This is a genomic window from Marinomonas primoryensis (genome assembly GCF_013372285.1).
Classification (GTDB): domain Bacteria; phylum Pseudomonadota; class Gammaproteobacteria; order Pseudomonadales; family Marinomonadaceae; genus Marinomonas; species Marinomonas primoryensis.
In genome coordinates, this window is the sequence record NZ_CP054301.1 from 3,603,132 (window position 1) to 3,629,019 (window position 25,888).

27 protein-coding genes are annotated in these 25,888 nt (G+C 44.2%); 8 read left to right on the top strand and 19 right to left on the bottom strand.

Annotation, left to right across the window (positions count from 1 at the left end):
- Positions 1-132: 132 nt before the first annotated feature.
- The 5 genes from MP3633_RS16790 to radC form a co-directional block, all read right to left on the bottom strand.
- Complete coding sequence (locus MP3633_RS16790; protein WP_112134782.1) at positions 133-1,122, bottom strand: BMP family lipoprotein; 990 nt, start codon at positions 1,120-1,122, stop codon at positions 133-135.
- A gap of 221 nt (positions 1,123-1,343) precedes the next feature.
- Positions 1,344-2,162 carry a bifunctional DNA-formamidopyrimidine glycosylase/DNA-(apurinic or apyrimidinic site) lyase gene (mutM, locus tag MP3633_RS16795; RefSeq protein ID WP_176336399.1) on the bottom strand — a complete coding sequence of 273 codons (819 nt, stop codon included), beginning with the start codon at positions 2,160-2,162 and terminating at the stop codon, positions 1,344-1,346.
- Positions 2,163-2,280: 118 nt separating this feature from the next.
- Positions 2,281-2,451 carry a 50S ribosomal protein L33 gene (gene rpmG, locus MP3633_RS16800; protein WP_024023741.1) on the bottom strand — a complete coding sequence of 57 codons (171 nt, stop codon included), beginning with the start codon at positions 2,449-2,451 and terminating at the stop codon, positions 2,281-2,283.
- Positions 2,452-2,462: 11 nt separating this feature from the next.
- On the bottom strand, positions 2,463-2,699 hold the full coding sequence (gene rpmB / locus MP3633_RS16805; protein WP_112134785.1) for a 50S ribosomal protein L28: 237 nt from the start codon (positions 2,697-2,699) through the stop codon (positions 2,463-2,465).
- A gap of 256 nt (positions 2,700-2,955) precedes the next feature.
- Positions 2,956-3,630 carry a RadC family protein gene (gene radC, locus MP3633_RS16810; protein WP_176336400.1) on the bottom strand — a complete coding sequence of 225 codons (675 nt, stop codon included), beginning with the start codon at positions 3,628-3,630 and terminating at the stop codon, positions 2,956-2,958.
- Between the two features lie 92 nt (positions 3,631-3,722).
- Between radC and coaBC the strand changes: the two genes are divergently transcribed.
- The 4 genes from coaBC to slmA all read left to right on the top strand — a co-directional run bounded on the left by coaBC (position 3,723) and on the right by slmA (position 7,345).
- Entirely contained in the window at positions 3,723-4,946 is a 1,224-nt protein-coding gene (gene coaBC, locus MP3633_RS16815; RefSeq protein ID WP_176336401.1) for a bifunctional phosphopantothenoylcysteine decarboxylase/phosphopantothenate--cysteine ligase CoaBC, read from the top strand.
- Between the two features lie 54 nt (positions 4,947-5,000).
- A complete protein-coding gene (gene dut, locus MP3633_RS16820) occupies positions 5,001-5,459 on the top strand; it encodes a dUTP diphosphatase (protein ID WP_176336402.1) in 459 nt (152 codons plus the stop codon).
- A gap of 324 nt (positions 5,460-5,783) precedes the next feature.
- On the top strand, positions 5,784-6,692 hold the full coding sequence (argB, locus tag MP3633_RS16825) for an acetylglutamate kinase (protein ID WP_112134798.1): 909 nt from the start codon (positions 5,784-5,786) through the stop codon (positions 6,690-6,692).
- A gap of 59 nt (positions 6,693-6,751) precedes the next feature.
- Positions 6,752-7,345 (top strand): nucleoid occlusion factor SlmA, encoded by a 594-nt coding sequence (slmA, locus tag MP3633_RS16830; protein WP_112134800.1) that lies wholly within the window; start codon positions 6,752-6,754, stop codon positions 7,343-7,345.
- Between the two features lie 35 nt (positions 7,346-7,380).
- Here the strand turns inward: slmA and pyrE are convergent, their stop codons facing one another.
- Complete coding sequence (pyrE, locus tag MP3633_RS16835; RefSeq protein ID WP_112141388.1) at positions 7,381-8,028, bottom strand: orotate phosphoribosyltransferase; 648 nt, start codon at positions 8,026-8,028, stop codon at positions 7,381-7,383.
- Positions 8,029-8,144: 116 nt separating this feature from the next.
- On the opposite strand from pyrE, the gene MP3633_RS16840 reads away from it, so the two are divergent.
- Entirely contained in the window at positions 8,145-8,921 is a 777-nt protein-coding gene (locus MP3633_RS16840) for an exodeoxyribonuclease III (RefSeq protein WP_112134802.1), read from the top strand.
- Positions 8,922-9,008: 87 nt separating this feature from the next.
- Here the strand turns inward: MP3633_RS16840 and MP3633_RS16845 are convergent, their stop codons facing one another.
- Positions 9,009-9,929: a D-hexose-6-phosphate mutarotase gene (locus tag MP3633_RS16845; protein WP_112134804.1), complete on the bottom strand. Its 921-nt coding sequence runs from the start codon at positions 9,927-9,929 to the stop codon at positions 9,009-9,011.
- A 217-nt stretch (positions 9,930-10,146) separates the two neighbouring features.
- Between MP3633_RS16845 and MP3633_RS16850 the strand changes: the two genes are divergently transcribed.
- Positions 10,147-10,647 carry an ATP-dependent zinc protease family protein gene (locus tag MP3633_RS16850; protein ID WP_176336403.1) on the top strand — a complete coding sequence of 167 codons (501 nt, stop codon included), beginning with the start codon at positions 10,147-10,149 and terminating at the stop codon, positions 10,645-10,647.
- Positions 10,648-10,694: 47 nt separating this feature from the next.
- Here MP3633_RS16850 and MP3633_RS16855 read toward each other — a convergent pair whose 3' ends face one another.
- The 3 genes from MP3633_RS16855 to MP3633_RS16865 form a co-directional block, all read right to left on the bottom strand.
- Complete coding sequence (locus tag MP3633_RS16855; protein ID WP_112134808.1) at positions 10,695-11,180, bottom strand: nitrogen regulation protein NR(II); 486 nt, start codon at positions 11,178-11,180, stop codon at positions 10,695-10,697.
- Positions 11,177-12,196 carry a response regulator gene (locus tag MP3633_RS16860; RefSeq protein ID WP_176336404.1) on the bottom strand — a complete coding sequence of 340 codons (1,020 nt, stop codon included), beginning with the start codon at positions 12,194-12,196 and terminating at the stop codon, positions 11,177-11,179. The genes MP3633_RS16855 and MP3633_RS16860 overlap by 4 nt, the downstream gene beginning before the upstream one ends.
- Positions 12,197-12,340: 144 nt before the next feature.
- Complete coding sequence (locus MP3633_RS16865; protein WP_112134812.1) at positions 12,341-13,525, bottom strand: GAK system CofD-like protein; 1,185 nt, start codon at positions 13,523-13,525, stop codon at positions 12,341-12,343.
- Between the two features lie 186 nt (positions 13,526-13,711).
- On the opposite strand from MP3633_RS16865, the gene MP3633_RS16870 reads away from it, so the two are divergent.
- Both MP3633_RS16870 and MP3633_RS16875 read left to right on the top strand, forming a co-directional pair.
- The gene (locus MP3633_RS16870) at positions 13,712-14,479 is read left to right on the top strand and encodes an IclR family transcriptional regulator (protein ID WP_176336405.1); all 768 of its coding nucleotides are present in this window, start codon (positions 13,712-13,714) and stop codon (positions 14,477-14,479) included.
- 39 nt (positions 14,480-14,518) lie between these two features.
- Positions 14,519-15,445 (top strand): DUF808 domain-containing protein, encoded by a 927-nt coding sequence (locus MP3633_RS16875; RefSeq protein ID WP_176336406.1) that lies wholly within the window; start codon positions 14,519-14,521, stop codon positions 15,443-15,445.
- Between the two features lie 3 nt (positions 15,446-15,448).
- On the opposite strand, the gene MP3633_RS16880 is transcribed toward MP3633_RS16875, so the two are convergent.
- The 9 genes from MP3633_RS16880 to MP3633_RS16920 form a co-directional block, all read right to left on the bottom strand.
- On the bottom strand, positions 15,449-16,252 hold the full coding sequence (locus MP3633_RS16880; protein ID WP_176336407.1) for an HAD-IIB family hydrolase: 804 nt from the start codon (positions 16,250-16,252) through the stop codon (positions 15,449-15,451).
- A gap of 7 nt (positions 16,253-16,259) precedes the next feature.
- Positions 16,260-17,018 carry a DeoR/GlpR family DNA-binding transcription regulator gene (locus MP3633_RS16885; RefSeq protein ID WP_176336408.1) on the bottom strand — a complete coding sequence of 253 codons (759 nt, stop codon included), beginning with the start codon at positions 17,016-17,018 and terminating at the stop codon, positions 16,260-16,262.
- Positions 17,019-17,049: 31 nt separating this feature from the next.
- Positions 17,050-17,838 (bottom strand): glycerophosphoryl diester phosphodiesterase, encoded by a 789-nt coding sequence (locus tag MP3633_RS16890; protein WP_176336409.1) that lies wholly within the window; start codon positions 17,836-17,838, stop codon positions 17,050-17,052.
- A gap of 7 nt (positions 17,839-17,845) precedes the next feature.
- Entirely contained in the window at positions 17,846-18,913 is a 1,068-nt protein-coding gene (ugpC, locus tag MP3633_RS16895; RefSeq protein ID WP_176336410.1) for a sn-glycerol-3-phosphate ABC transporter ATP-binding protein UgpC, read from the bottom strand.
- A gap of 2 nt (positions 18,914-18,915) precedes the next feature.
- Positions 18,916-19,764 (bottom strand): sn-glycerol-3-phosphate ABC transporter permease UgpE, encoded by an 849-nt coding sequence (gene ugpE / locus MP3633_RS16900; protein ID WP_176336411.1) that lies wholly within the window; start codon positions 19,762-19,764, stop codon positions 18,916-18,918.
- On the bottom strand, positions 19,761-20,639 hold the full coding sequence (gene ugpA, locus MP3633_RS16905; protein WP_176336412.1) for a sn-glycerol-3-phosphate ABC transporter permease UgpA: 879 nt from the start codon (positions 20,637-20,639) through the stop codon (positions 19,761-19,763). Before ugpA ends, ugpE begins: the two co-directional genes overlap by 4 nt.
- Positions 20,640-20,721: 82 nt before the next feature.
- On the bottom strand, positions 20,722-22,023 hold the full coding sequence (gene ugpB / locus MP3633_RS16910) for a sn-glycerol-3-phosphate ABC transporter substrate-binding protein UgpB (protein ID WP_176336413.1): 1,302 nt from the start codon (positions 22,021-22,023) through the stop codon (positions 20,722-20,724).
- 246 nt (positions 22,024-22,269) lie between these two features.
- A complete protein-coding gene (locus MP3633_RS16915; RefSeq protein ID WP_176336414.1) occupies positions 22,270-22,617 on the bottom strand; it encodes an Hpt domain-containing protein in 348 nt (115 codons plus the stop codon).
- Positions 22,618-22,644: 27 nt separating this feature from the next.
- Positions 22,645-25,812 carry an ATP-binding protein gene (locus MP3633_RS16920; protein WP_176336415.1) on the bottom strand — a complete coding sequence of 1,056 codons (3,168 nt, stop codon included), beginning with the start codon at positions 25,810-25,812 and terminating at the stop codon, positions 22,645-22,647.
- Between the last annotated feature and the right edge of the window lie 76 nt (positions 25,813-25,888).

The window sequence follows — 25,888 nt, forward strand, 5'->3', positions numbered from 1 at the left end:
TTTTTGTTACTACTTCTTTTACATAGTAATCAATGTCTGCAATCCAAATTCATCGCTGCATCATTCAGTAAGAATACTAGAGCAAAAAAAACAGCTGCCCGCTAATAACGGGCAACTGTTTTTCTATGTAACTTAATAGTTACAAGTATTGTCTGACATGTAGTCATGGACTTTTATGTCACCGCTAACAATCTTAGCGCGAATGTCTTTTAGCTTCGCTTTCATGTCCGCTGAGACGAGGCTTGCATTGTTATCATCAAGCGCCCAATCAACACCGCCCTCAGCCAAACCTAGAACCACCATACCTGGCTTCCAAGTACCTGCTGCCGCGTCTTTGTATGTTTTATAAGCGGCTTGATCTACACGCTTAACCATAGACGTTAGCATTGTGCCTGGTTGAATATGGTTTTGGTTTGAATCAACACCAATGGCCAATTTACCTTCATCTTTCGCAGCCTGATACACACCGATGCCGGTACCACCAGCGGCAGCAAATACAACATCTGCGCCTTTAGAGAACTGACTCTTAGCAAGTTCAGACCCTTTCGTTGGATCGTTAAACGCTGCACCAGTAGAGCCTGTCATATTTTGAAAAACGGTTGCGCTAGAAGACGCGTATTTAACGCCTTGCTCATAACCACAGCCAAATTTACGGATAAGAGGAATATCCATACCGCCGATAAAACCAACCATGTCGGTTTTAGACGCCATGGCAGCCAAAGCACCCACAAGGAATGATCCTTCATGCTCTTTAAAGATAACAGACTGAACGTTCGGAAGATCGATCACACCATCGATAAGCGTAAAGTTGATGTTAGGGAAATCTTTCGCCACTTTCTCAACCGCAGATGTCATATTGAAACCAACAGTAACGATTGGCGAGTAACCTCGTTTGGCAAGACGGCGTAAACCTTGCTCTACTTGGGCTTCATTTTTAGGCTCAAACTCTCGAACCTGAATGCCGCTGTCTGTCGTGTATTTTTTAACGCCGTTGTAAACACCTTCGTTAAAAGATTTGTCGAATTTACCCGCTTGATCGTAAACAACCGCAGGGTCTGCTGCTTGAGCCATACTTGCTGAGATGGCCAAAGCCGTGACGGACGCAAAAAAGACACCTTTCATTCCAATTCCTCTTATATATGTAATTGAATCTAGGCAGTTTAAATCTTGCCTAACTGGTCAAAAATAAACCCATTAACAAAATACCGCAATAAAATCTGCACATTTTAAGCAATATTTTTACTCATAGTGCAAAAACCTAATGTCTATAATCATTTTTTATAGTCACTTTTTATAGCCACTTGATCAATAGCATATGCCAGCAATTATTATGCCCAATACGATCAAGTTTGACAGTTCACACAAAAAACGGTGCTGCGCTGAGCTTGCCGAATCTCTTTCAACGGAGCATGACAAACAGCACAAGGTTTATTCGCTCGACCGTAAACGGCTAATTCTTGCTTGAAGTAACCAGGTTTACCATCGCCACCAACAAAGTCTTTTAATGTCGTTCCACCTTGCTTGATTGCCGCGGCAAGCACGACTTTAATGCACTCAACCAAGCGCGCTAAACGCACCTTACTTATCTTACCAGCTAAACGATCAGGTCGAATACCCGCTTTAAACAAAGCTTCATTTGCGTAGATATTGCCCACGCCCACAACGACTTTGCTGTCCATAATAAAGGTCTTAATAGGCACTTTTCGGCCTTTGGCTCGTGCATACAACATATCGGCATTGAAAAGATCTGATAACGGCTCAGGGCCTAAATGCCGAATGAGCTCGTGTTCATTCCAGTCATCCGTCGTCCATAAAATAGCGCCAAAACGACGTGGATCCGTATATCTCAGCCACACATCATCGTCGGTAAAACAAAAATCTACATGATCATGAAAAAGCGGCGGCGTATCGGCGGGTACAAAATACAAACTACCAGACATGCCAAGATGAACAATTAACGTCCCTTTGGTGGTATGAATACCAATGTACTTACCACGTCGAGTTAAGTGTGTAATTTCCTGACCTACCATGCCTGAACTTAGCTCAGGCGTAATCAGCCAACGCAGTTTTGGCTGACGAATATCGACGTTAGCAAGCGAGCGCCCAACAAGATGAGACTCTATACCACGTAGTGTGGTTTCCACTTCCGGTAATTCAGGCATCAGTGACCTCGGCGATAATTAAGCAAGCACAAACAATACTGACCAAAAGAACAAAATGCTTCTACTAGATACAAAAAAACCGACTCTAGGAGTCGGTTCTTTCTTAAGAAATCGAAAATTATTTAATTTTCGCTTCTTTGTACATAACGTGTTTACGTACAACTGGATCAAACTTTCTCATTTCAAGTTTGTCCGGAGTATTTCGCTTGTTCTTGTCAGTCGTGTAAAAGTGACCAGTACCAGCAGAAGATACCATGCGAATTAAATCGCGAGCGCCTTTAGAAGCCATGATTCAGATCCTTATACTTTTTCGCCGTTGGCACGCATTTCAGTAAGAACTGTTTCGATGCCTTTTTTATCGATAATACGGATACCTTTAGAAGATACACGTATACGGATGTAGCGGTTTTCACCTTCGACCCAAAAACGGTGCCAATGAAGGTTTGGAAGAAAACGACGCTTAGTACGACGCTTTGAGTGAGAAACGTTATTTCCTGTAACAGGACGCTTCCCAGTAACTTGACATACGCGAGACATAATTAAATACCTTTTGCTATCCAGAAGATTATTGGAAGTGTTTCACTTCCTCAGGCGGAGCATGATTCCTTGTGAACCAAAAAAATCCCATACCGAGGATATAGCGGCGCGCATTTTCCCATAAGCCAACCCATTGAGCAAACCTTTTGTAAGAAAACTGATCATTTAGTAAGCGTAAAAGACAATCACAGCCGTAATAACCCGTCACACACCTACAAATCTAAACGGCAACACCACCCATGATTGAATTTTTAAGCTATAGCAACCCTCTTTCTGCCAAGGAAACCGGCGCACCATCTCCAACGACAAAGTGATCCAACAGGCGAACATCAACAAGATCCAAAGCGCGTTTGATTTTATCCGTGATGCTAATATCAGCCTGACTTGGCTCGGCTACGCCGCTTGGGTGGTTGTGAGCCAAAATCACGGCGGCGGCATTATAGTGCAATGCGGCTTTGACCACTTCTCGTGGATACACAGCGGCAGCGTCTATGGTGCCCATGAAGAGCTCTTCATAACGAATCAATCGATGTTGAGTATCGAGAAACAAGACGGCAAATACTTCCCGATGAGAATGACGTAATTGCGAGGAAAGGTAAGTTCGAACGTGTTCGGCACTGGTGAATACCGTTTCACGCATTAATTGCTCTTGTAAATGCCGTTTGGACATTTCTAACACGGCTTGCAACTGAGTATATTTGGCATCGCCCAATCCAAAACCCTTGCAAAATTCTTCCCGACTCGCCGACATTAAAGACCGCAGGCCACCAAATTGAGATAAAATTTGCCGAGCCAGTTCCACAGCGCTAACGCCTCGCGTACCTGTGCGAAGAAAAATCGCCAGTAATTCAGAGTCACTTAATGCACCAGCACCTTGGTGGATGAGCTTTTCGCGGGGCCTTTCTTGTTCAGGCCAATGTTTAATACTCATGATCTGCTCCTTGATCCATGATAATCTTGCTTTAAAAGGCGTCCTGCCTCTAGCTAACTTTATCTTCCACTGAACGTATTGAGAAGTTTTTTATGTCAAACCTCACTCAAAAACGCATTCTATTAGGCATTACTGGTGGTATTGCTGCTTATAAGAGCATCGAGCTAATTCGCTTACTGACCAAAGCGGGTGCAGAAGTGCAAGTCGTTTTGACGGAAGGCGCCAAAGCCTTCGTGACGGAAATGACACTACAAGCGATCTCTGGAAATCCTGTACGCAGTACCTTATTGGACCCAAACGCCGAAGCGGGCATGGGACACATTGAACTAGCAAAATGGGCTGATTTAATTGTCATCGCGCCCGCCTCAGCTGACTTCATGGCACGTTACACTCAAGGCATGGCAAACGACTTACTAAGCACTTTATGCATCGCTACCGAGTCTCCCGTACTGATTGCCCCCGCAATGAATCAAGCCATGTGGCGCCACCCTGCCACCCAAGCGAATTCGGCTCTGCTAACCCAACGTGGCGTGCTAAGTATTGGTCCTGCCGATGGCGCTCAAGCGTGTGGCGACATAGGCCCTGGTCGCATGAGTGAACCCGCCGATGTTTTTACTGCGATAACACACCACTTCCAAAACACAATGCTTGAGCAAGACCTTGTCGGACAACATTGGGTTATTACCGCCGGACCGACGATGGAAGCGATTGATCCTGTGCGCTTCATCAGCAATCACAGCTCAGGAAAAATGGGCTATGCCCTTGCTGCTGCAGCCATAGCCCGCGGCGCGAGTGTTACGCTGATCAGCGGCCCTGTTCAGATAACAGCACCCGTTGGCGTTAATTTAGTGGCCGTCAAAAGCGCCAATGACATGCTAGCCGCGTGCGAGCACGCCATGCAAAGCCAAGCGGATGTATTTATTGGTGCCGCGGCGGTTGCCGACTTTAAAATGAAAATGGCCAGCAACCAAAAAATGAAAAAACAATCCAATACGGATGAACTTCAACTCACTTTCGTAAAAAATCCAGACATTATTGCAACACTTGCCCAGCAAAAACGCGCCAAAATTATGGTCGGCTTTGCTGCAGAAACGCAAAACGTGATCGAATACGCGAAGAGCAAACTTGAACGTAAAGGCTTAGACATCATTATCGCCAATGACGTGTCTCGCTCCGACATTGGTTTTAATCAAGACGAGAACCAAGTCACCGTGATTACTGCGAATAAAGTCTGGGAGCCAGCTAAAGCCACTAAGAGCGAATTAGCCAGTCAACTCGTACACTTTATTCACGAGCACTCACAACCCTCTCGTTAATCCCTTAACGACCACCTACTCCGACCATCAATTAAGAAAATAGAAGAGAAGATAATGAAACAAGCGATTCAATTGAAAATCCTAAGCGACAAAATCGGCAAAGAGATTCCATTGCCAACTTATGCAACAGAAGGCTCGGCGGGATTAGACCTTCGCGCTTGCTTAGACACCGCGATCGATCTTGCGCCAGGTGAAACAACATTACTGCCGACTGGGCTTTCTATTTACATCCAAGATTCTAATTTCGCCGCGACGATATTGCCACGCTCAGGATTAGGCCACAAACACGGTATTGTTTTGGGCAATTTGGTCGGTCTTATCGATTCTGATTACCAAGGTGAACTGATGATTTCTTGCTGGAATCGTGGAAATACGACATTTACTATTGAGCCAGGTGAACGTGTTGCTCAACTTGTTTTACTGCCAGTTGTACAGGCAGAATTTAATATTGTGACAGAATTTAAAAGTACCGAACGTGGCGAAGGTGGCTTTGGTCACACTGGCACTAAATAAGTAAAAAACGCTCAAAAAAGGTGAGAATATCTCACCTTTTTTAGCTTTATTACTCGATTCACTCACCCATCTTTCATTGCCACAAGAAAATTTACTTTCATAAGCCTAAACTTCGTAAGTTTCATACAAATTTTTATAGTTAATCCACCAAGATCACGCTATTATTTCAACCCTAAGTGGTTGCTTACTCTCGATGTCTGCCTTGACTGTCATCGTTTTGCCACAGCAGCCAGATAAACTATTTGCTGATCCATTTTCAGGACAGATCAAGATAATTTATTTTTTTATAACGCGATTCTTTTTGTTTACAGGAGTACGTAATCCGTGGCTTTTTCTCGTGAATCTGCTTTAGATGTTGCTAAGGTATTGAGCGAATCGCTCCCTTACATTCAACGCTTCGCTGGTAAGACGTTGGTCATCAAATACGGCGGCAATGCCATGACAGATGAAACCCTACAAGCTGGGTTCGCACGAGACATCGTTTTAATGAAAGCAATTGGTATTAACCCGATTGTTGTTCATGGGGGCGGCCCACAAATTGGCGACATGCTGACAAAGCTAAACATAGAGTCAAAATTCATTAATGGCATGCGTGTTACCGATTCAGCCACCATGGATGTGGTTGAGATGGTGCTTGGCGGGCAAGTAAACAAAGAAATCGTCAACTTAATTTGTGAAGCGGGCGGCAAAGCCATCGGTATCACAGGAAAAGACAGCCGCTTTATTAAAGCGAAAAAGCTTTTTGTAAAACACCAAGCAGAAGGCATGACAACGCCAGAACAGGTAGATATTGGCCACGTTGGCGAAGTATTAAGTATCGACACCAGTTTCTTAAAATTCTTTGAGAACAGTGATCTGATCCCAGTTATTGCTCCTATTGGCGTGGATGATCATGGCAACTCTTACAATATCAATGCCGACCTTGTCGCAGGAAAAGTAGCTGAGGCCGTTGGCGCTGAAAAGCTCATGCTGCTAACCAATATTTCGGGCGTACAAGACAAACAAGGCAATGTGTTAACGGGGTTAAGTACGGCGCAAGTCGATGCATTAATTGCTGACGGCACTATTTATGGCGGCATGCTTCCAAAAATCAGCTGCGCGCTCTCTGCGGTGAACGCAGGCGTGACCAGTGCTCACATTATCGACGGCCGTGTTCCACATGCGACTTTGCTGGAAATTTTTACCGATACGGGTGTCGGCACATTAATATCAAATACAAAAGTTGGCGAATAAGGCCTACGCTGTTATTGATATAATGAATTAATAATACGGGTTACAAACTGGACACGACAATGAGTAACAAGAAAAACGATCGCCGCACACAAATATTGCAAGCGCTGGCTCAAATGCTCGAGAGTAGCCCAGGAGCGCGCATAACGACGGCCGCTCTGGCTAAGCAAGTTGGTGTATCGGAAGCGGCGCTGTACCGCCACTTTCCTAGTAAAGCGAAGATGTTCGAAGGCTTAATCGAGTTCATTGAAGAAACATTATTCACCCGAATTAACCGTATTATTCAAGAGGAAGCCAATGTCATCCCTCGTGTGGAGATGATCGTTACGCTGGTACTTGGGTTTGCAGAACAAAATCCAGGCATGTGTCGTTTGCTTACAGCAGACGCACTAGCAGGTGAAACAGAACGTTTACGCGTGCGTATTACTCAAGTATTTGATCGCATAGAAACGCAGTTAAAGCAGATCATCCGCGAAGCAGACTTAAAACAAGGTTTGAGACCAGCGATGGGCGTTGCACCCTGTGCGAATTTTCTTATTGCCATTATTGAAGGGAAAATACGTCATTACGTGCGAAGTGAGTTTAAAGTGAAGCCAATGGATATTTGGCAAGAACAATGGACTGTATTGGCACAAACTTTGATGCTAAATCGCTAAGGCTTGAGGAAAACCCCAAACCTTAGAACTCAGCATTAAATGCCGTATTGGTCGCGATACGCTTTCACGGCGCCAAGATGTTCTGCAAACTCAGGAGAATCCTGTTCTGCTAAGTACGTCATGATGTCATTTAAAGACACTATACTAATGACTGGCATACTGAAGTCGCGTTCGACTTCTTGAATGGCAGACAATTCACCTTGGCCTCGTTCTTGACGATCTAAGGCGATAAGCACACCAGCAGGCAGCGCATCAACTTGCTGGATTATGGCCATGACTTCTCGAATGGCGGTTCCTGCGGTAATCACGTCATCGATAATCATGACCTTACCAGCTAAAGGGGCTCCGACAAGAGAACCACCTTCACCGTGAGTTTTTGCTTCTTTGCGGTTGAAAACGTATGGTGTGTCTACGTTATGATGATCATACAAAGCAACAGCGGTTGTTGTTGCTAATGGAATGCCCTTGTAGGCAGGACCAAATAGAACATCAAATGGAACATTTGATTCCATTAATGAGGCTGCGTAAAAGCGCCCTAACTTAGCTAATGCTTGTCCTGAATTAAACAGACCTGCATTAAAAAAGTAAGGACTCACACGGCCAGATTTAAGAGTAAATTCGCCAAAGCGCAACACGTTTTGCTCAATAGCGAATTCAATAAAGTCTCTTTGGTAAGGTTTCATGCCAACTCCAGAAAGATAAATAATACACAACAAAGCGCCGCCAAGAACGAGCGAAGCCATGCCAACATTGGATAGGCGCTAATATAACACACGGCTAGGAATTGTAGGGACCAGAAATGAAGGTCATCAGCCTTAATGTAAACGGTATAAGACAAGCAGCCGATCGCGGCTTTTTTGAATGGATGGTTCGCCAGGACCCAGATGTTGTGTGTCTACAAGACATACAAGCCGATGAACGCACTCTGAACGACAGTGTGTTTTTCCCGCCTGGGTACAATACATACTTCTTTGACTCTATGGAAAATCCAGAGCAAGCAGGTGTTGCCATCTATTGTAAAACGATGCCTAAAGCGATTATGACAGGCATGGGATTCCCTGAATGCGACTTTGAAGGGCGTTTTATTCAAGCGGACTTCGAAAAAGTCAGCATAGGAGCTTTCTTAACCCCCCATGGCTCTAACCATGAGGATGCTTTACAAGAGCACAAATACCGCTTTATGGAAGGCTTTAAAAGCCATCTAGTGAAGACTCGACGAAAGCGCCGCGAATTTATTTTTTGCGGTACAGCAAATGTCGCACGCTCACCTATTGATGTTAGTAGTTGGTTCGTTAACCAACGCAACTCTGGTTTTTTACCAGAAGAGCGTAAATGGATAAACGAAATATTCAATGAAATGGAATACATTGACGCTTTTCGCCAAGTTAATAAACAAGACAAGCAATACACTTGGTGGCCTGATTACGAGCGCGCTTGGAAATTGGATGAAGGTGGTCGTCTAGACTATCAAATCGCCACACCAGGCATTAAAAACCTGATTCAAGGCGGTTCTATATACAAAGGCCAGCGTTTTTCAGATCATGCGCCATTGATTATGGAATACAATATAGATTAAGCCTTACCGTCGCACAGATAACGCCAGAATCCAAAAAGTAAAAAACCGCTAGGCATGACCTGCGGTTTTTTTTACCCAACCTTTAGATTATTCATCAAAAAGTGGCTTGTACTTCACTTTTAATTTGAGCTGATGAATCTCGCCTGGGGCGATCTCATACGCATTGCTAAGTGCATTAGCCGCTTCCACACATACGAAGCAGCGATAATCTCCATCCTCCATATCCGTTCGCTGTTTAGCAATATCGGCGCCTGGATTCCACAATACGGTACTGTTACTACCCTCTGTTTGAATAATCAGTTTTCGTTGAAAACCGGGATCTTGTATTTCACATACATCTGGTGCAGACAAATACACTCTATCTATAGGGCCGCAAGGCGTCACTACACCTTGTTGTAGTTGGCGACTACCGTTATCAAACTTATCAACATACGACACTTGATCCAAACCATGCACTTCGGCTGTTTGGTTGTCTGAGACATTAAAATAAGTATGGAGCGCTTCACTAATAGGCATAGGCTTATCAGACAAGTTAGCCGCAGAAAAATTCACTCTAAAACCTTTACTCGAAAAACGAAAAACTTGACGGAGCTCAAAAGCGAATGGCCACATTTCTTCAATCAATGGATGGTCTTCCGATGCCAAACGAATCACAATTTTCACATCGCCATTCTTAAAATGCCCAGCCTCAATAAATTCCCAACGAAAATAACGCGCAAGACCATGGGCGGGGTAATCACTCTGCATGTCATGAGCACCGAACCAAGGCCAGCAAACAGGAACACCAAAATGACGACGTGCAAAACGTCCTTCTCCACCCTGATTTGTAGATTGAAACAACAGATCCTCTTGACCAGCAGGAACAAAGCTTTCCAAATGACCACCCCATAACGCAATAATAGCGCTAAAGCCTGGCTGATCGATGATGATTTCATCGCATTTTTTTAAGCTTGCAGGGCGTATTTCACCACCCAGCTCTTCCAACTCTTGCATCAGTCGGCCATTCATCCACAACTCCAATAAAGTATTTTTGTATGCACATAGTAACTTCAGATAACACGATTACAATAGTTTGTGCTTATACTGACAATTCAATAGAGAGATTAACTCTGCTAGATATCAATAAAGACTTAACCTAATCACGCTTTTACGCTATAAAACACAGCAACTACAAGACGGTTTAAAACCTTCTTATATTATCTTTTTTATAAGGTGCCATATTGTTATGAATCAACTAAACGAACCAAAAATGGTCATTGGCAGCGACGAGTGGTGCGCGTTTCCTTCACTTAATATTCCCGCCATCAAAGCCCGCGTTGATTCTGGCGCAAAAACATCGTCAATGCACGCGATCAATATTAAACGCTTTGCGCGTGACAAAGAGAAATGGGTCAGCTTTGAAGTGCATCCATTACAAGACAACCGCAAAGCTACGATTCACTGTCAAGCACCATTGATTGATCACAGAGTCATAAAAAGCTCAAGTGGAGACAAAGAACAACGCCCGGTCATTCGCACGTCACTTTCTCTTGGCGACAAATTATGGGAAGTAGAAGTTACACTCACCAACAGAGACACAATGGGATACCGTATGTTGTTGGGTCGAGAAGCGATGAATGGCCGCGTGCTGATTGATCCAGAAGGACTGTGCCTTCATGGTGATAAAACACCAGAAGCATTAACTGAGTTCTACAAAGAAGCAAGTAAGAAGCCAGCTAAAAAATAATGAGGTGAACGTCTTCCTTCTTAATGAAAAAAGGAAGGCGATACCGGTTATCTAGACAGCGCCTGACTCAAACGCTGTAATTTATGATTGGCCGCCGAAAGTGCCATTTTATTGGTCGCAACGTCCGTCACATCATAAACCACCAAACACACCTGTTTAATCGATCCATCTGGACTGGACAGCGGACGTATTGCTACGTTTTGGTACATTTTGTCAGCAATGCCAGTGATAGGTCGATAGCTCTTAAAAGGAAACAAAAACGGGCGCTGTTCCCAAGAGACAAAAATAGGGGTTTTTAAGCCAAATACATTGTCTAGTTTTTGACGTAACCATCCTGTATCCAACTCAGGATACAGCGCCAATAACGATTGCTCTTTTGCAATCGACGAGCTGACGCCGCTGTGGTTTTCCATGAAGCTATTCCAAAGCTGCACTTGGTAAGATGAATCCAACACTACCAGCCCAACATCGATATGGTGAAGCATATCAAACATCCAATGAAGATCTGCTAAACCGTCCGCATTATTACTCATTCGTCTTCCTCAACCAAAAAGGACAATAGATTTTCTAGCGTTGGCACAGAATCTTCCGTAAAGAGCAGCATTAAATCGCAGCTGATTTGGTAGTTTTCCACTTCATACACAATCTCAACAGCTAGCGTGCGTTTCCATGTCGCTTTCTTAACGTTAATTAAGTCGGCGATTTTGACATGCTGCCCCAATAACATAGGATGACTGTGACTGAAATCGATGTTCAGCTGCTTACCGATGGCTGCCATAAATGGGCCAACCAGTATTGAAGACACATCCATCAACAGCTCTGTTTCCAACTCTCTGGTGATTTCCTCTGTGACGCCCAACAGTTTCGCCATATCAGAAAAACTAGAATCGCTAAAGATCAGCAGTGTTTCAAACGCAATGCCAGAGCCGACAAAACCTTGCGATACCGCCGAACAACTGTCGTCCTTCACGCTGTAATCCAACGCCATTTGCAACTCGCCCACTTCCAGAATGTTCACTGTCGGTACTGGCAACTTGATAAACACATTCAGCATTTCAGCCAAAACACTGGCCGCTCGACCCATGGCAATATTCGACACTTCTTGCAAACAGTCATTGAGCGTAAATTGTTCTGCTGCCGTTGGCGTGGCAATAGTCGGTTTACTTTCCTTGTCATCGCCATCCGTCATCAATCCCAAAGACAACAACAGACTGCGTAATTCTTCCGATGAGGCCGGCTTTTTATGGAAGGCAATCGCCCCCATATCTTTCACTCGTTGAATTGCTTTTGGCTGTACATCGCCCGACACAACAATTACAGCTGGCGCTTGCTCAAAAGACTGCAGTGCCTCAAGGGTTTCATAACCATCTTTGACAGGCATGTTTAAATCTAGAAACAACAAATCAAACGCAGAAGAAGACAAGATATCCAACGCATCTTGGCCATCCTCAGCAAATTCGACTTCAACATCCCAATCGGCTGGCAACACTCTTGCGAGTTGCTTCCTTGCCAACTTGGAATCATCACATATTAGTACTCGTGTACTCATTTCCACTCTCTTCTTAAACAAGGCGTCTACGGTCTACTATGACACCTAAGACCTTGTTTCTTAAATTACAAAAATGTTATTTCAAGTAACATACAGTTGCTCAAATAATAGCACATCCCCTTCTTTGCTATCCAAACCTAAAGGTTAAGCGAATGAAAGTAATGCTTTTGCCACTAGCCGTTCATCGTACTTATCTACTTTTTCAGCAATCAATGGTGTTTTAATCACCATAATATTGAGGTCATTCAGTTGGTTAACATCCACCACACCATAATCATACACATCATCGAGCAGCAAATAATCCAATGCTGAAAAGTGCGCCTCTGCTTTAACATCTGCCAAAACCGTTACGATCAAGCGCTTAATTCTTTCCATTAATGGTAGTCCTTGCTGCTCAGGATCTACACCAAGGTTAGGCAAATACACTTTAGGATTCGGATTCTGACAAATGGATCGTCCAACGCCTTCAGGCATGAGATTAGCCAGTAAACTACTGTAGAAGCTACCAGGGGGATAACAAATTAAATCCGCACCTTCGATAGCGTCCTTACGATCATCACCAATATGCTGATTCGTATGAACTATTTCACGCAACCCTTTATTCAACCACATACGTTTTATAGGGCTAGGTAAGGTCCCTTTTTCTTTGCCTGTAATATTATGTTGTCCTAAGACGATGTCGCCATTTTCTAATTCAACGCCTAAATGAAAGCTCGCATCCAGCGTTGTTTTCACATCGCCTAGTGTTTTCACCAATCGAGAGAATAAAAAAACGATAGGATCTAATTGCTGCTGATTGTTTAAGTAACCACCCGCCATGATAAGGTTACCAATGCTTGCCCCGCGCAAATCAAAGGCATCATGAATACGCGCTTGAGTAACGGCTAACTGGGTTTGTATCAAAGCTTTCATCGGATTCGGAATACACTCAATAAGAGGATGCTCTCCCGACACCAGTAGCTGTAATTGTGCCCTTAGCGCCAATGGCTCTTCATATTGGGCAAGACGATGCGTAAACAAATCATACACTTCAGGCTGCCCCATAACCGTTTCATCCGCCAACGCCATCAAACGACTGCGCAAATCCCCCACAGCAGGAATATCAAACTCAGCGCGTAATCGAGCGGAGCTGCCGCCAGAATCAAAGGGAGTCACTAGATGAATAGAATGATGCGTGTACTCTTTAAAGACACGGCTGATTTTATTTAATGCTGAGCCGCCACTAAAAAACAACACTTTTGGCCCTTGTTCAGGCAAACTCTGATAACGATGGGCACGAACCAAATCCGGCATAACCATACGACGCCAAATACGCAAAGAGCCCGTCATAAACATCCTCATAATAATAAAAACTGTCGAATAGTACGAATAATCAACTAAAAATAAAACAGTGACAACAGAACGTTCATCTGCTGACGCTTAAAATCTGTTTAAGCGTTATATTCTCGCCACACAGTGTTAAAATGAAAACCAACTTATACAAAACAATAGCATGTATTACTGTCAGGAAGCGTCATGGAAACCAAAACCTCGGGATCATCACTTAGCAAAGCACTCAACATGCTTAACCATGTTTGCACTTCACCTGTGCCATTACGTTTTGCAGAATTAGTCGACCTTTCTGAGCTCCCAAAAGCCACCGCCCACAGACAATTGAATACGTTACTTGAGCATGGTCTCGTCCGCTTTGATGAACATAAACAAGCCTACTATCCGGGCTATCAATTACTTGCTCTTGCTCATCGTACATGGGCAAACTTAGACATTCGAGACGTTGCCGCTGCTCCGATGCGAGACTTGTGGTCAAAAACACAAGAAACCATTCACCTCGCGGTTTTAGACGGCGCAGATGTTATTTATATTGATAAACTCGAAAGCCCTAAAAGCTTGCGTTTATACTCTGCCGTAGGGAAAAAAGGCCCTGTTTATTGTACAGGTGTCGGTAAAGCGATGCTGGCTTTTTTGCCTGAAGACAAACAAGAGACCGTCATCGCCGCGCAATCTTTTATCCGTCACACAGACCATACCTTGATTACACCGCAGGCATTACGAGTCGATCTACAACAAGTTCAAAAAACAGGTATTTCACTCGATTTAGAAGAGCACGAGATGGGGATAAAATGTGCCGCTGCGCCTATCTTCAATACTCGTAACGAAGCCATTGCCGCCATTAGTGTGACCGCTCCCGCCTTTCGCACCAGTGACCAAACCTATGAAGAAATGAAAGTACATGTTAAGCACGCCGCGTACACTATTTCAAAACGACTTGGTGCATGCGACTAATCAACATCGATAACGTTCAATTTTAAAGAGAAAATGACCATGGCTATGACAGGTTTATTGGCGTTACTGGATGACATAACGACATTGCTCGATGATGTCGCGATTTTCTCTAAAGTTGCCGTAAAAAAGACCGCAGGAGTATTGGGAGATGACCTTGCTCTAAATGCTGAGCAAGTGTCTGGAGTGAAAGCAGATCGCGAACTCCCTGTCGTTTGGGCCGTTGCCAAAGGCTCCTTCCTAAACAAGCTTATCCTCGTACCACTCGCTCTGGCCATCAGTGCCTTTATGCCTTGGTTGATTCAACCTTTACTAATGGCTGGTGGTTTATACCTGTGCTTTGAAGGCGCCGAGAAAATATTACACTCTTTCAAAAACAACAAAGACGAAAAAGACACCCTTAGAAACAATATACAACAAGCCAAAAGCGACGCCGAGCTCTTAACACTAGAAAAAGGCAAAGTGCGTGGCGCTATTCGAACAGACTTTGTGCTGTCAGCTGAAATTATCGTCATCGCCCTTGGTACGGTGGCGGACCAAGACCTAATAACACAGGCCCTCGTCGTCAGTCTGATTGCGTTCGTTGTTACTGTTGGCGTGTATTTGTTGGTTGGACTCATTGTTCGCCTTGACGATATTGGCTTACACCTGCATCAATCCAGCAAAAAAATCATTCAACAACTGGGTTTCGTGATATTGAAAGGCGCCCCCATGCTAATCCGACTGCTTACCATAGTCGGTACCATTGCCATGTTCTTGGTTGGTGGTGGTATTTTTGTACACGGCTTGCCAGTATTGCATCACGTTGCTGAACTGGCGGTCTCTGGTGACATCGCCCAACTTCCAGTTATGACAAGTGTCATCAATACTGGCGTAAGCTTATTGGTCGGACTGATTATTGGTAGCGTAGCTGTCTTGATCGCATCATTTTTGCCGAAAAAACCACAAAGCAAAGAATCAGAGCATTAACGCTTAAACACGGCGAGCCGATAGTACGAAATCCGCCAACTCTGCAAAGCCCAACCCGCCAGGCTGAGTCGTTTGATAACGAGGCCGGTGGCGCATGATCGACAAATGCTCAGCAATATTAGCCACTCCAACGCTTAGCGGAAAACGGGCAAACATGCTCTCATCGTTAGGCGCATCACCAACATACAGCACTTGTTGTTGTTGCTCAGCGTCACTTAAGCCATAAACTTGACTCAATACGCGCTGAGCCATAGAAAATTTATCGTAACCTTGAGAGCAGACATTAATGTGTATCGAGCTCGCCTTTGCATTGAGACCCAGCGCAATCAAGGCAGCAAGACAGGCGTTTTTATCTTCTATCGCAGGCGGTGTAATATCTTGCGCGTAATCAATCGCCACATCCGTCAACCGATAAGACTGATCTCTTGCCAAGCGCAGTCGAGGAAACTGGATTAACACCTGATTAACTTGAGCAAGCAAACGCGCTTGTTCAGCACGCATTTCGAACTCGTCACGCCAAAAGGCATACGTAAGGTGTCGATCCGCGGTTTTACCAATAAAACACGCACCGCCCTCGGTAATCACACCATCAACAGGGAAAGATCTGGCGATCATATCAGACCAACCCGCGCAGCCGCCTGTAACAGGAATCACCTTAAGCCCATTCACTTCCAGTTGGGCCAACGCGTGCAGTGTCTCAACAGGTAACTGCCCTTCCCAAGTAAGGGTGTCGTCAAAATCCGTTAAAATAAACCGTAACCCTTGGCAATCATGATTTGCTAGTGCAGAAAGAGCAGATATAGACATATTCGTCCTAAGAACAAAGTTGAATTTGAACACCATGAGAGGTGAGTAAACGGGTTTGCTCTTCACTTAGAGCATCACTAAAAAACCAATCAATCGCCGAAAATGGCTGCACGCGCGCCATGGCTTTACGTCCCCATTTATGTTGATCCGCCACCAGCACGCTATAGCGACTTTGCTCTACTAAAACCCGACTTACAGCGGCTTCTTCAGGGTCGAAATCCAAAATACCTTGGTCTTCATCCATGCCACCACAGCCCAATACACCATAGTCAAAATAATACTGTCGCAAACCCGACAGAGTCTCTTCGCCGACTAGATCATGATGCTGATGCCGCAATTTACCCGCCAACACCCGCACTCGAATGTTGGGGTAATTACCAAGAATGCCGGCCACCGTTAAATTATTAGTAAACACTTGAAGGTTTTGGTGCGACACCAAGGCTTTAGCGACGTATTCGACGGTCGTACCAATGCCTAAAAACACCGACGCACCATCTGGAATCAACTGAGCCACTTGCGCCGCAATCGACGTTTTCGCATCGCCATTCAAAAATTGACGATGGTCAAAAGGCAAATTTTCTGCACTGGAAACCGGTGAAATGCCACCATGAGTGCGACGAATCAAATGACGTTCGGCCAGCTGATTAATGTCTTTTCGTATGGTTTGCGATGACACATTAAACCGTGCCACCATGTCTTCCACCAACAAAGCGTCTTCTTGTTGCACCCAGTTTAATATCTGGTTTTGTCGCTCATTCAAACCCACAAAATAACCCTAAATAAACAGATAAAAGTAACTAAGCCGATAGAAAGGCAAATTTTGTTGGATCATCGGTAATTACCGCATCCATTCCCCACGCCCAATGGGATTCTACTTTTCGTGGATCATTAGCGGTGTAACACAGTAATTTATAACCTGCCGCTTTTACGGCTTGCGCCTGCGACTGTGTCAATCGAGAATAATCGCAATTTAAGCTGTACGCTTTAATGCCTTCAAGTTGAGCCTGCCAGTCTTCTGGAATGTCTTCATAGAGTTGAGCCAAATGACGATCAACATCGATGTCGTAGCACAACTGTAAAGCGGCGTGATTGAAGCTTGAGATCATTAAATTATCATTGTCTTCCCAATGATCTCGTAGCATTGCCAGCACAGTAGGAACAATGTTTTCAACGTCCGCGCCATCGTGTTTAATTTCAAGATTCAAACCTAGGTTTAAAGATTGAATGCACTCCAGTGCGTCTAACAAAGTGGGGACCTTTTCACCTGCAAAATCCGCAGAAAACCAAGACCCGGCATCTAATTCAGCCACATCTGCAGGTCGCGCATCTCGTGTAACACCAGTCCCATTGGTACAACGGTCCAGCGTATCGTCATGGAAAATGACCAACCCGCCTTCGGCGATTAAGTACACATCAATTTCCACCCATGTCGCGCCAGCGTCAGCCGCTGCACGAATGGAAGCCAAGGTGTTTTCAGGTGCCAACAAAGCAGCGCCACGATGCCCCATCACTTTTGTGTTCAATACACGATCTTTCGAAGCATGATCGTTTGAAACCTTGTCATTTAAAACTTTGTCATTTTGCATGTTACTCTCACAATCTTTGTTGAGTTTTTGCGTCAAATAAGTGCCAATATTGTACAGGCGCAGTTAGCCACATTAGGCTATTTATGTCTGGTAAATGCGGTCCAGCCAAACGAACAACCATCGGCTCCCCTTTACCAGATTCAGCTTCTAACACACCATGTATCAATGTCTCAGCGCCCAGTGATTCTACCGCTTGAATACGCAAAGCGAAATCAGCATTTTGCTCATCGGACACCTCTAGATGCTCTGGGCGAATACCCCATACAATGGCACCGCGGTGCTCATGAGAGAGTGGCAAGGTAAACGTTTCAGTGATTTTTATGCCTTGCTCCGTCACATTGGCGTCCATCAAATTCATAGACGGAGAACCAATAAACGCCGCCACAAAAGGGGTTGCCGGTTTATTGTATATATCCATTGGCGTACCAATCTGTTCGGCTCTGCCTTTATTCAATACTACCAATCGATCCGCCAACGTCATGGCTTCAACCTGATCGTGCGTCACGTACAACGTCGTCGTTCCTAATTTACGCTGTAACTGACGGATCTCAACTCGCATCTGTACACGTAACTTGGCATCAAGATTCGACAATGGCTCATCGAATAAAAATACTTTCGGGTCTCGCACCATCGCACGCCCCATTGCCACCCGCTGACGCTGACCGCCAGATAACTGACCCGGTTTACGCTGTAATAATTCGGTTAAGCCCAACATCTCAGCGACGCCTGATACTTTTTCTTCGATCTGCTCTTTCGGCACACCACGATTTTTCAAACCATACGCCATATTGTTGTAAACCGTCATATGCGGATACAAGGCGTAATTCTGGAACACCATCGCGATATCACGTTCTGCTGGTTCTTTTTCATTCATGCGCGCGCCACGAATACGCAGTTCACCGTCAGAAATACTTTCCAAGCCCGCCACCATACGCAGCAACGTCGATTTACCACAACCTGATGGACCGACTAAAACAATGAATTCACCTTCTTCAATAGAAAGATCCACACTGGGAATGGCGTGATAACCGTTAGGGTAAGTTTTACCAATTTTTTCTAAAATTACATCCGTCATCACTACTTCTCCGAATCCACTAAACCTTTAACAAACAACTTCTGCATACCAATAACCACCGCAACAGGCGGCAACATCGCAAGTAAAGTCGTCGCCATAATCTGATTCCACGCAATGTCGCCATCGGTAACCGATAACATACGCTTAATACTCATTACCAAGGTGTAATAAGCGTCGTCTGTCGTAATCAGCAAAGGCCATAAATATTGATTCCAACCATATATGAATAAAATCACAAACAATGCCGCAATATTTGTCCGAGACAGGGGCAGCAAAATATCAAAAAAGAAACGCCACGGCCCAGCGCCATCCATTCTTGCCGCTTCAACCAATTCACCTGGGATACTCAAAAAGCACTGCCGAAACAAAAACGTTGCCGTCGCACTGGCAATTAATGGCAGCGTTAACCCCGTATAACTGTTCAGTAAATCAAGATTCGCCACTACCTCATAAGTCGGTACAATTCGTACTTCGACAGGAAGCATTAGCGTCATGAAAATGACCCAAAAACAAAAGTTTCGGAATGGAAAGCGAAAGAAAACAATGGCATAAGCAGACAACAACGAAATGGCAATTTTGCCAAAGGTAATCCCCAGCGCCATCACCAACGAGTTTAGCATCATCAAAAAAACAGGCGTTTCCACGCCATTACCGGCTTTTTCAAACAACACCGTCTTCCATGTTTCCACACCCGCATCACCAAACCACAAAGGAATATGACCGACACCAAAAGCGGAGGCTGGATGCGTTGAAGCCACCAATGCCATCCACACTGGCAAGGCAACCAAAGCAATACCCACCATTAACGTCGCGTGGCTAGTAACCGTTAACCAAGGTCGATTTTCGATCATGAGTACTGCACCTTACGCTCAATAAAACGAAACTGAATAACGGTCATAAGACCGACAATTCCCATCAAAACAACAGATTGAGCCGCAGAACCACCAAGATCTAAACCAACAAAACCATCATCAAACACTTTATAAACCAAGGTTGTCGTACTTTGTCCTGGGCCACCTTTGGTTGTGGCATCGATCACACCAAAGGTTTCAAAAAAGGCGTACACAAGGTTAACGACTAACAGGAAAAACGTCGTTGGAGACAGAAGAGGAAAGACAATGGTCCAAAAACGCTTAAATGGACTCGCCCCATCGATCGCCGCCGCTTCGATCAATGAACGAGGCACCGCTTGTAATCCAGCCAGAAAGAATAAAAAATTGTAACTAACCTGCTTCCACGTTGACGCAATCACCACCAAAATCATGGCTTGGTTGCCATTAAGATAATGGTTCCAATCCACACCAGCAGACTTTAGCCACAAGGCAATCGGCCCCATGCTAGGGTCAAATAATATCCACCAAAGCACACCCGCTAAGGCAGGAGCGACCGCGTAAGGCCAAATCAACAAGGTTTGATACGCCAACTTACCCCGAATAATACGATCCGCCATCACCGCCAGTAATAGCGCAACCGACATGCCAACAACGGCAACCGAAAAACTAAAAAATAACGTGGTTAAAATAGATTGGTAATACAGTGGATCGGTAAATAAATCGATAAAGTTTTCAAAACCAACAAACTCGCGACTTAAACCGAATGCGTCTTCTATGTAAAACGCTTGCTCTAACGCTTGTTCGGCAGGCCACAGAAAAAAAATCGCTGTCACCACCAACTGAGGTAGCAACAATAACCAAGGGAGGCCTTTTTGAGGGAAGGTAACCGTCATAGAAGTATCCAAAAAAAATAAAACGACAAATAACGCCTAAAAAAATCGCCCTTATGACACATCATAAGGGCGATTGATTTGATTAATCGTTCGCTTTTTCAAACTTACGAAGTAAAGAGTTGCCACGCTCTACCGCAGTGTCTAATGCGGTTTGAGCATCAACATCACCACTCCATACAGTCTCAAGTGCTTCATCGATCACGCCACGAATTTGAACAAAATTACCCAAACGCAGGCCTTTCGTGTTGGCGGTTGGTGTACCGGTTGTCATCTGAATAACACCCGTTTCTGTGCCTGGGTTAGCTGCATAGAAACCTTGCCCTTTGGTCAAATCATACGCCGCGTGAGTGATTGGCAGATAACCAGAGAATTGATGCCAATCCGCCTGAACAGACGCACGAGACAAGTAGCTTAGGAAAGACGCAACGCCTTTGTATTCCTCTTTAGTGTGACCTTGAAGAACCCACAAAGAAGCGCCACCGATAATGGTATTAGAAGGCTGCTTTACTTTGCCTTCCCAATAAGGAAGCTCTGCGACACCAAAATCAAATTTGGCATTACGTTTGATACCCGCATAACCGGCAGACGACTCGGTAAACATAGCGCATTCTTGGCTATAGAATTTAGCGGCGCCATCGTTTGTGCGTCCTGAGTAACTAAAAACACCACTTTTTTGCCATTCGCCCATTTTCTTAACATGAGCCACTTGAAGAGGACCATTAAACTTCAACTCTGTTTTCAAACCGCCAAAACCATTATCAAGTGATGCAAATGGTACATTGTGGCGTGCACTGAAGTTTTCTAATTGAACCCAAGACTGCCAAGACGTGGTGAAACCACACGTCACACCAGACGCTTGAAGTTTCTTAGACACACTTTCTACATCTTGCCACGTTTTCGGCGCTTGGCTAATGCCCGCTTTTTTAAACAAATCTTTGTTGTAGTACAAAACAGGCGTTGAACTGTTGAACGGCATGGACAACATTTTGCCTTCACTGCTGGTGTAATAGCCTGTGACTGCGCTTAAATACGTACTTTCATCAAACGGTTGACCGGATTCACGCATCAATTGATGAACAGGATAAATCGCACCTTTCGCCGCCATCATGCTAGCGGTGCCCACTTCAAATACTTGAACGATAGCAGGCTGCTGCTTTGCGCGGAACGCGGCAATAGCAGACGTCATGGTTTCTGTATAATTGCCTTTATAAACCGGCTTTACTTCGTACGCATCTTGAGAATCGTTAAAGTTTTTAGCGATTTCATTAACTTTTTCACCATTGGCACCACCCATTGCGTGCCACCATTCTACTTCCGTCGCTGCCAATGCTGAACCAGCAACAGACAAACCAACAACCACCGACGCTAATTTCAATTTATGCATTTCCGTGTTCCTCACAATGAGTTTTTATTAGAAAAGAAAGAACGACTATAAAGAGCAAATGTTTCACTTTGATGATAGTTAGGTTTCATTTGAAATACAATTACAATTCAAATGAAACATAAAGAGAAACTAAATAGGGGATAAACACAGAAATGAAACTAAAAATGCAGAGAAATCATAACCTGATAGTAAAACGAAAGGCGTAATCATTAAAAATTAAAATATGCTTGGGCATCTATAGCAGCACTACATTAGGAGTTCCTGATTCAAAACAAACACTAATGACCTAAACTCCTCCCTCAACGCCATAAGGCTTTTCGGAAGTGCGTCACTGTTGCGCTGTGTCACTAAGGCTTCTACTTCACCAATTAACCGACAGAACCGATATGCAGACACCTCTAAAGCGGCGCCTTTTAGTCGATGCACCACAAGATCAAAATTATGCAAATCTTGACGCTCCATATGAGTCTGTAAAGTGTCCAATAATCCAGCGGCTTCTTTAATAAACTCTCCGGCGACCAACACCATCAATTCATGATTACACGCCAGCCGACTTTCATAATCTGTATTATCAAATACCTTTGCCTCAAACATGGTAAAGAAACCTCTGTATAATATTATCTAAGGAAGCCATTTTTTAAGTATCGAGATCAGCTTGTCTTGTGAGATTGGCTTTGCAATATGGGCATTCATACCAGCGGCAAAGCACTCGTCTTCATCCCCTTTCATGGCATTGGCACTCAGCGCAACAATGGCAACGTCGGCGGGCGTTTTCCCATCGATAAGCTGACGAATAGTACGCGTTGCTTCGTAACCATCCATAATCGGCATCTGACAATCCATAAAGATTAGGTCAAACCGAGTTGATTGCGCCAGCTCGACCGCTTTTTGGCCATTTTCAGCCACCACGACCTCCACGCCATATAACTTCAGCAAACCGCAGGCCACAATTTGATTGGTAAGATTATCTTCTGCTAACAATACTTTTGCGTTAAATATTGGCCGGCCTTCAGGCGTTGTTTCGACTTCTTTTACCGCCATGCTGAGATCTCCTTCACGTAAAGGTTTTAGTTTTTCTAATACATTCAGCAATGAATGACGAAATATTGGCTTAACTAATGATTCTGTATAGGACTCTAAATCATAATCAACATTATTACGACTATGAAAGAGTACTCGTTTTAATTGCTGCTTTTGGCAGAGATTATCAAACACCAAAACATCAGAGGAAGCGGCATGCTGTAATGCATCCAGATCCATCAGCACAGCATGACTCGTCCATTTACCCTCAGTAATAGCATGAACTAGGCTGTCATAAGAATCATAAGTCACCCCAAATGAATCCAGCAATGCACTAATGTACTCACGCCCCGTTTTATTTCGATATACCAAAGTAACGTTTACGTCATGACTAATCTTTTTAGGCGGCACTACACTAGGCTCAAACGCGAGAGGCACGTTAAACCAAAATGTCGCGCCTTCTCCTTCTGCTGACGTTAAACCGATGTCACCACCCATGACGTCCACTATCTCTTTGCTAATCGCCAACCCAAGTCCAGTTCCGCCAAATTTACGAGTCGTCGAGCCATCCGCTTGCTGAAAGCGATGGAACAGATGCTTTTGACTTTCTTTAGAAATACCAATGCCCGTGTCCACAATAGAAACTCGCAAAGTAATCGTATCATCCGCTAACGATTCAACAATAATCCGCAGCGCAACTTCCCCATCCTGCGTAAATTTAATGGCATTACCCATAAAGTTCACCAACACCTGCTTAAGGCGCAATCGATCACCTATCAAGCTTAGTTCAGGAATAGGAGTCGCAGGAGAGTTCAATACGATGCCTTTTTCTTCGGCCTTTAAAACAAAGAGATGCGTCACTTCTTCAATCAAGTCTTGCAACTCAAAAGCGTGTTTTTCTAACACAAGGTTTCCCATCTCGATCTTAGATAAATCCAGAATATCATTAATAATTTCTAAAAGAGATTCAGCACTGTGCTGCGATAATTTGGCTAAATGCGCTTGCTCCGCTTCCAACTTAGTGCTCATTAATAAAGAAAGGCAGCCAATAACGCCATTTAACGGTGTTCGAATTTCGTGGCTCATATTCGCTAAAAACTCGCTCTTAGCACGGTTTGCTTCTTCCGCTTCCTCTTTCGCCTTACTTTGCTCTAATTCAGATGCTTTCAAGCTTTCATTAGCTAATCGTAAATCCTTCGTTCTTAGCTGCACCTTACTTTCAACTTCGGCCGCATGACTACCCACAATCAATAAAAACCAACCAAATAAACCCGTCACTAAAAAACCACACACTAAAATAAATTGCACAATCCAAGGCTGTTTAAAGAAGTAACTTTCACTGATTTGAAATAAACGCCATCTTTTAGCACCAACCATAATATCCAAGCACACAGCGTGATTAAAATCATCGGCTTTGTAACGAGCAAGAAGCTCATTTAAAGGTAAATTGGCCGCTTCGCTTTTAGCAATTAAAATTGGTTCATGAACACCTTCATGAAGGTCAACCAAGTACAGATCGGTATTGGGCAACAAGCCTCGCTGAAAAATAGTATCCGTTAATGACTCCAAGCCTATCCCTGCCGTAGCAACCCCTAAAAAAGCACCAGTTGCGTTATGAAAAAAAGGCAAAAATAAAAGCACGCCATCACTGTTTTGGACCATTTTAATGGGTGCCGTTGGATAGACTTGTTTTGCGGAAATGGCTTCATCAAGCGCAAAGCGTCGATCCGATTGAGAATAAACATCGTAGCCCAAAGCAGCCTCATTACCTTTTAACGGACTCAGAAAGGTCACCACTATATGCTGTGACCTTGGACTAACCGGTAAAAGCGTCCCATCAATGCCTCTTTCCTTTACTTGAAAGACATTATTTGGATAGCTTTTTTGTGTTTCTCTTTCAAAGCGAGGAATATCATCACCCGAAACCGCAAAGTTCAATGACACAGCAAGAATAGAGTCTTCTCGCGCCATAACGCTGTCCGCAAACACTTCAAACTCTTTCGCCTCAATATTCTCACTGCCATTGATCAAACCTACAAAGCTGTGCAACATATCCACCGTATTCTTAATACGGTTATTCAATAGCACTTCTAACAGTTCAGCATTGGTACGAAACTCCTTTGTTTGCTTGCTCCATTCTGAATAACTACTCCCCAAGGAAAGCGCCGCAGTAATAACCAAAACAAAGAGAAAACAACCCAACAAACGCAAAGGGTGTTTAAAATCATTACCGAAAAAACGCGGAAAACACGCTGCGAGCCAAGGGACTATCACTAGAACCCCTATCATGTCACCGCCCCACCAAACCAGCCAATTTGTGAATACGTCTTCTTTGCTAATAACACCAAGCGAAAGCAGAGACAAAGAACCAACACTGGCGCCAATCAAGGTTGATAAAATACCGGCCAAAAAGAGAAAGCGAAATACCAAGCGAGTTTGATGGAACAAGAAAGGGATACCAATAAAACGCCTAACCAAATAGGCACCAACACAAGATTGTAAAGTAGACCCCAGAGCAATAAGGGTAGGAAGTAACCACGTTATCGTCTGATAGTTTGACCATGTTGCCCATGTATTCACCAACAAAGAGCCTATAAAAACCCCCCATGGCGCTTGTCTTGGAAAAAGCATAACCGCAGTAACAGCCAGCCCAGCGGCCGGCCAAATAATAGTGGCGTAACCAGGTGGAATGGAGACTGCGAGACCAGCAACGCCTAGGAGAAAATACCCTAGAGCAGTCAATGCCACGACCATCATTGCTTTTTTCATACCCATTTACCCCATCAAAGACCTTTTAAGCATAACCAAAGCCATGCAGATTGAAGATCAAATATTAGTTACATTA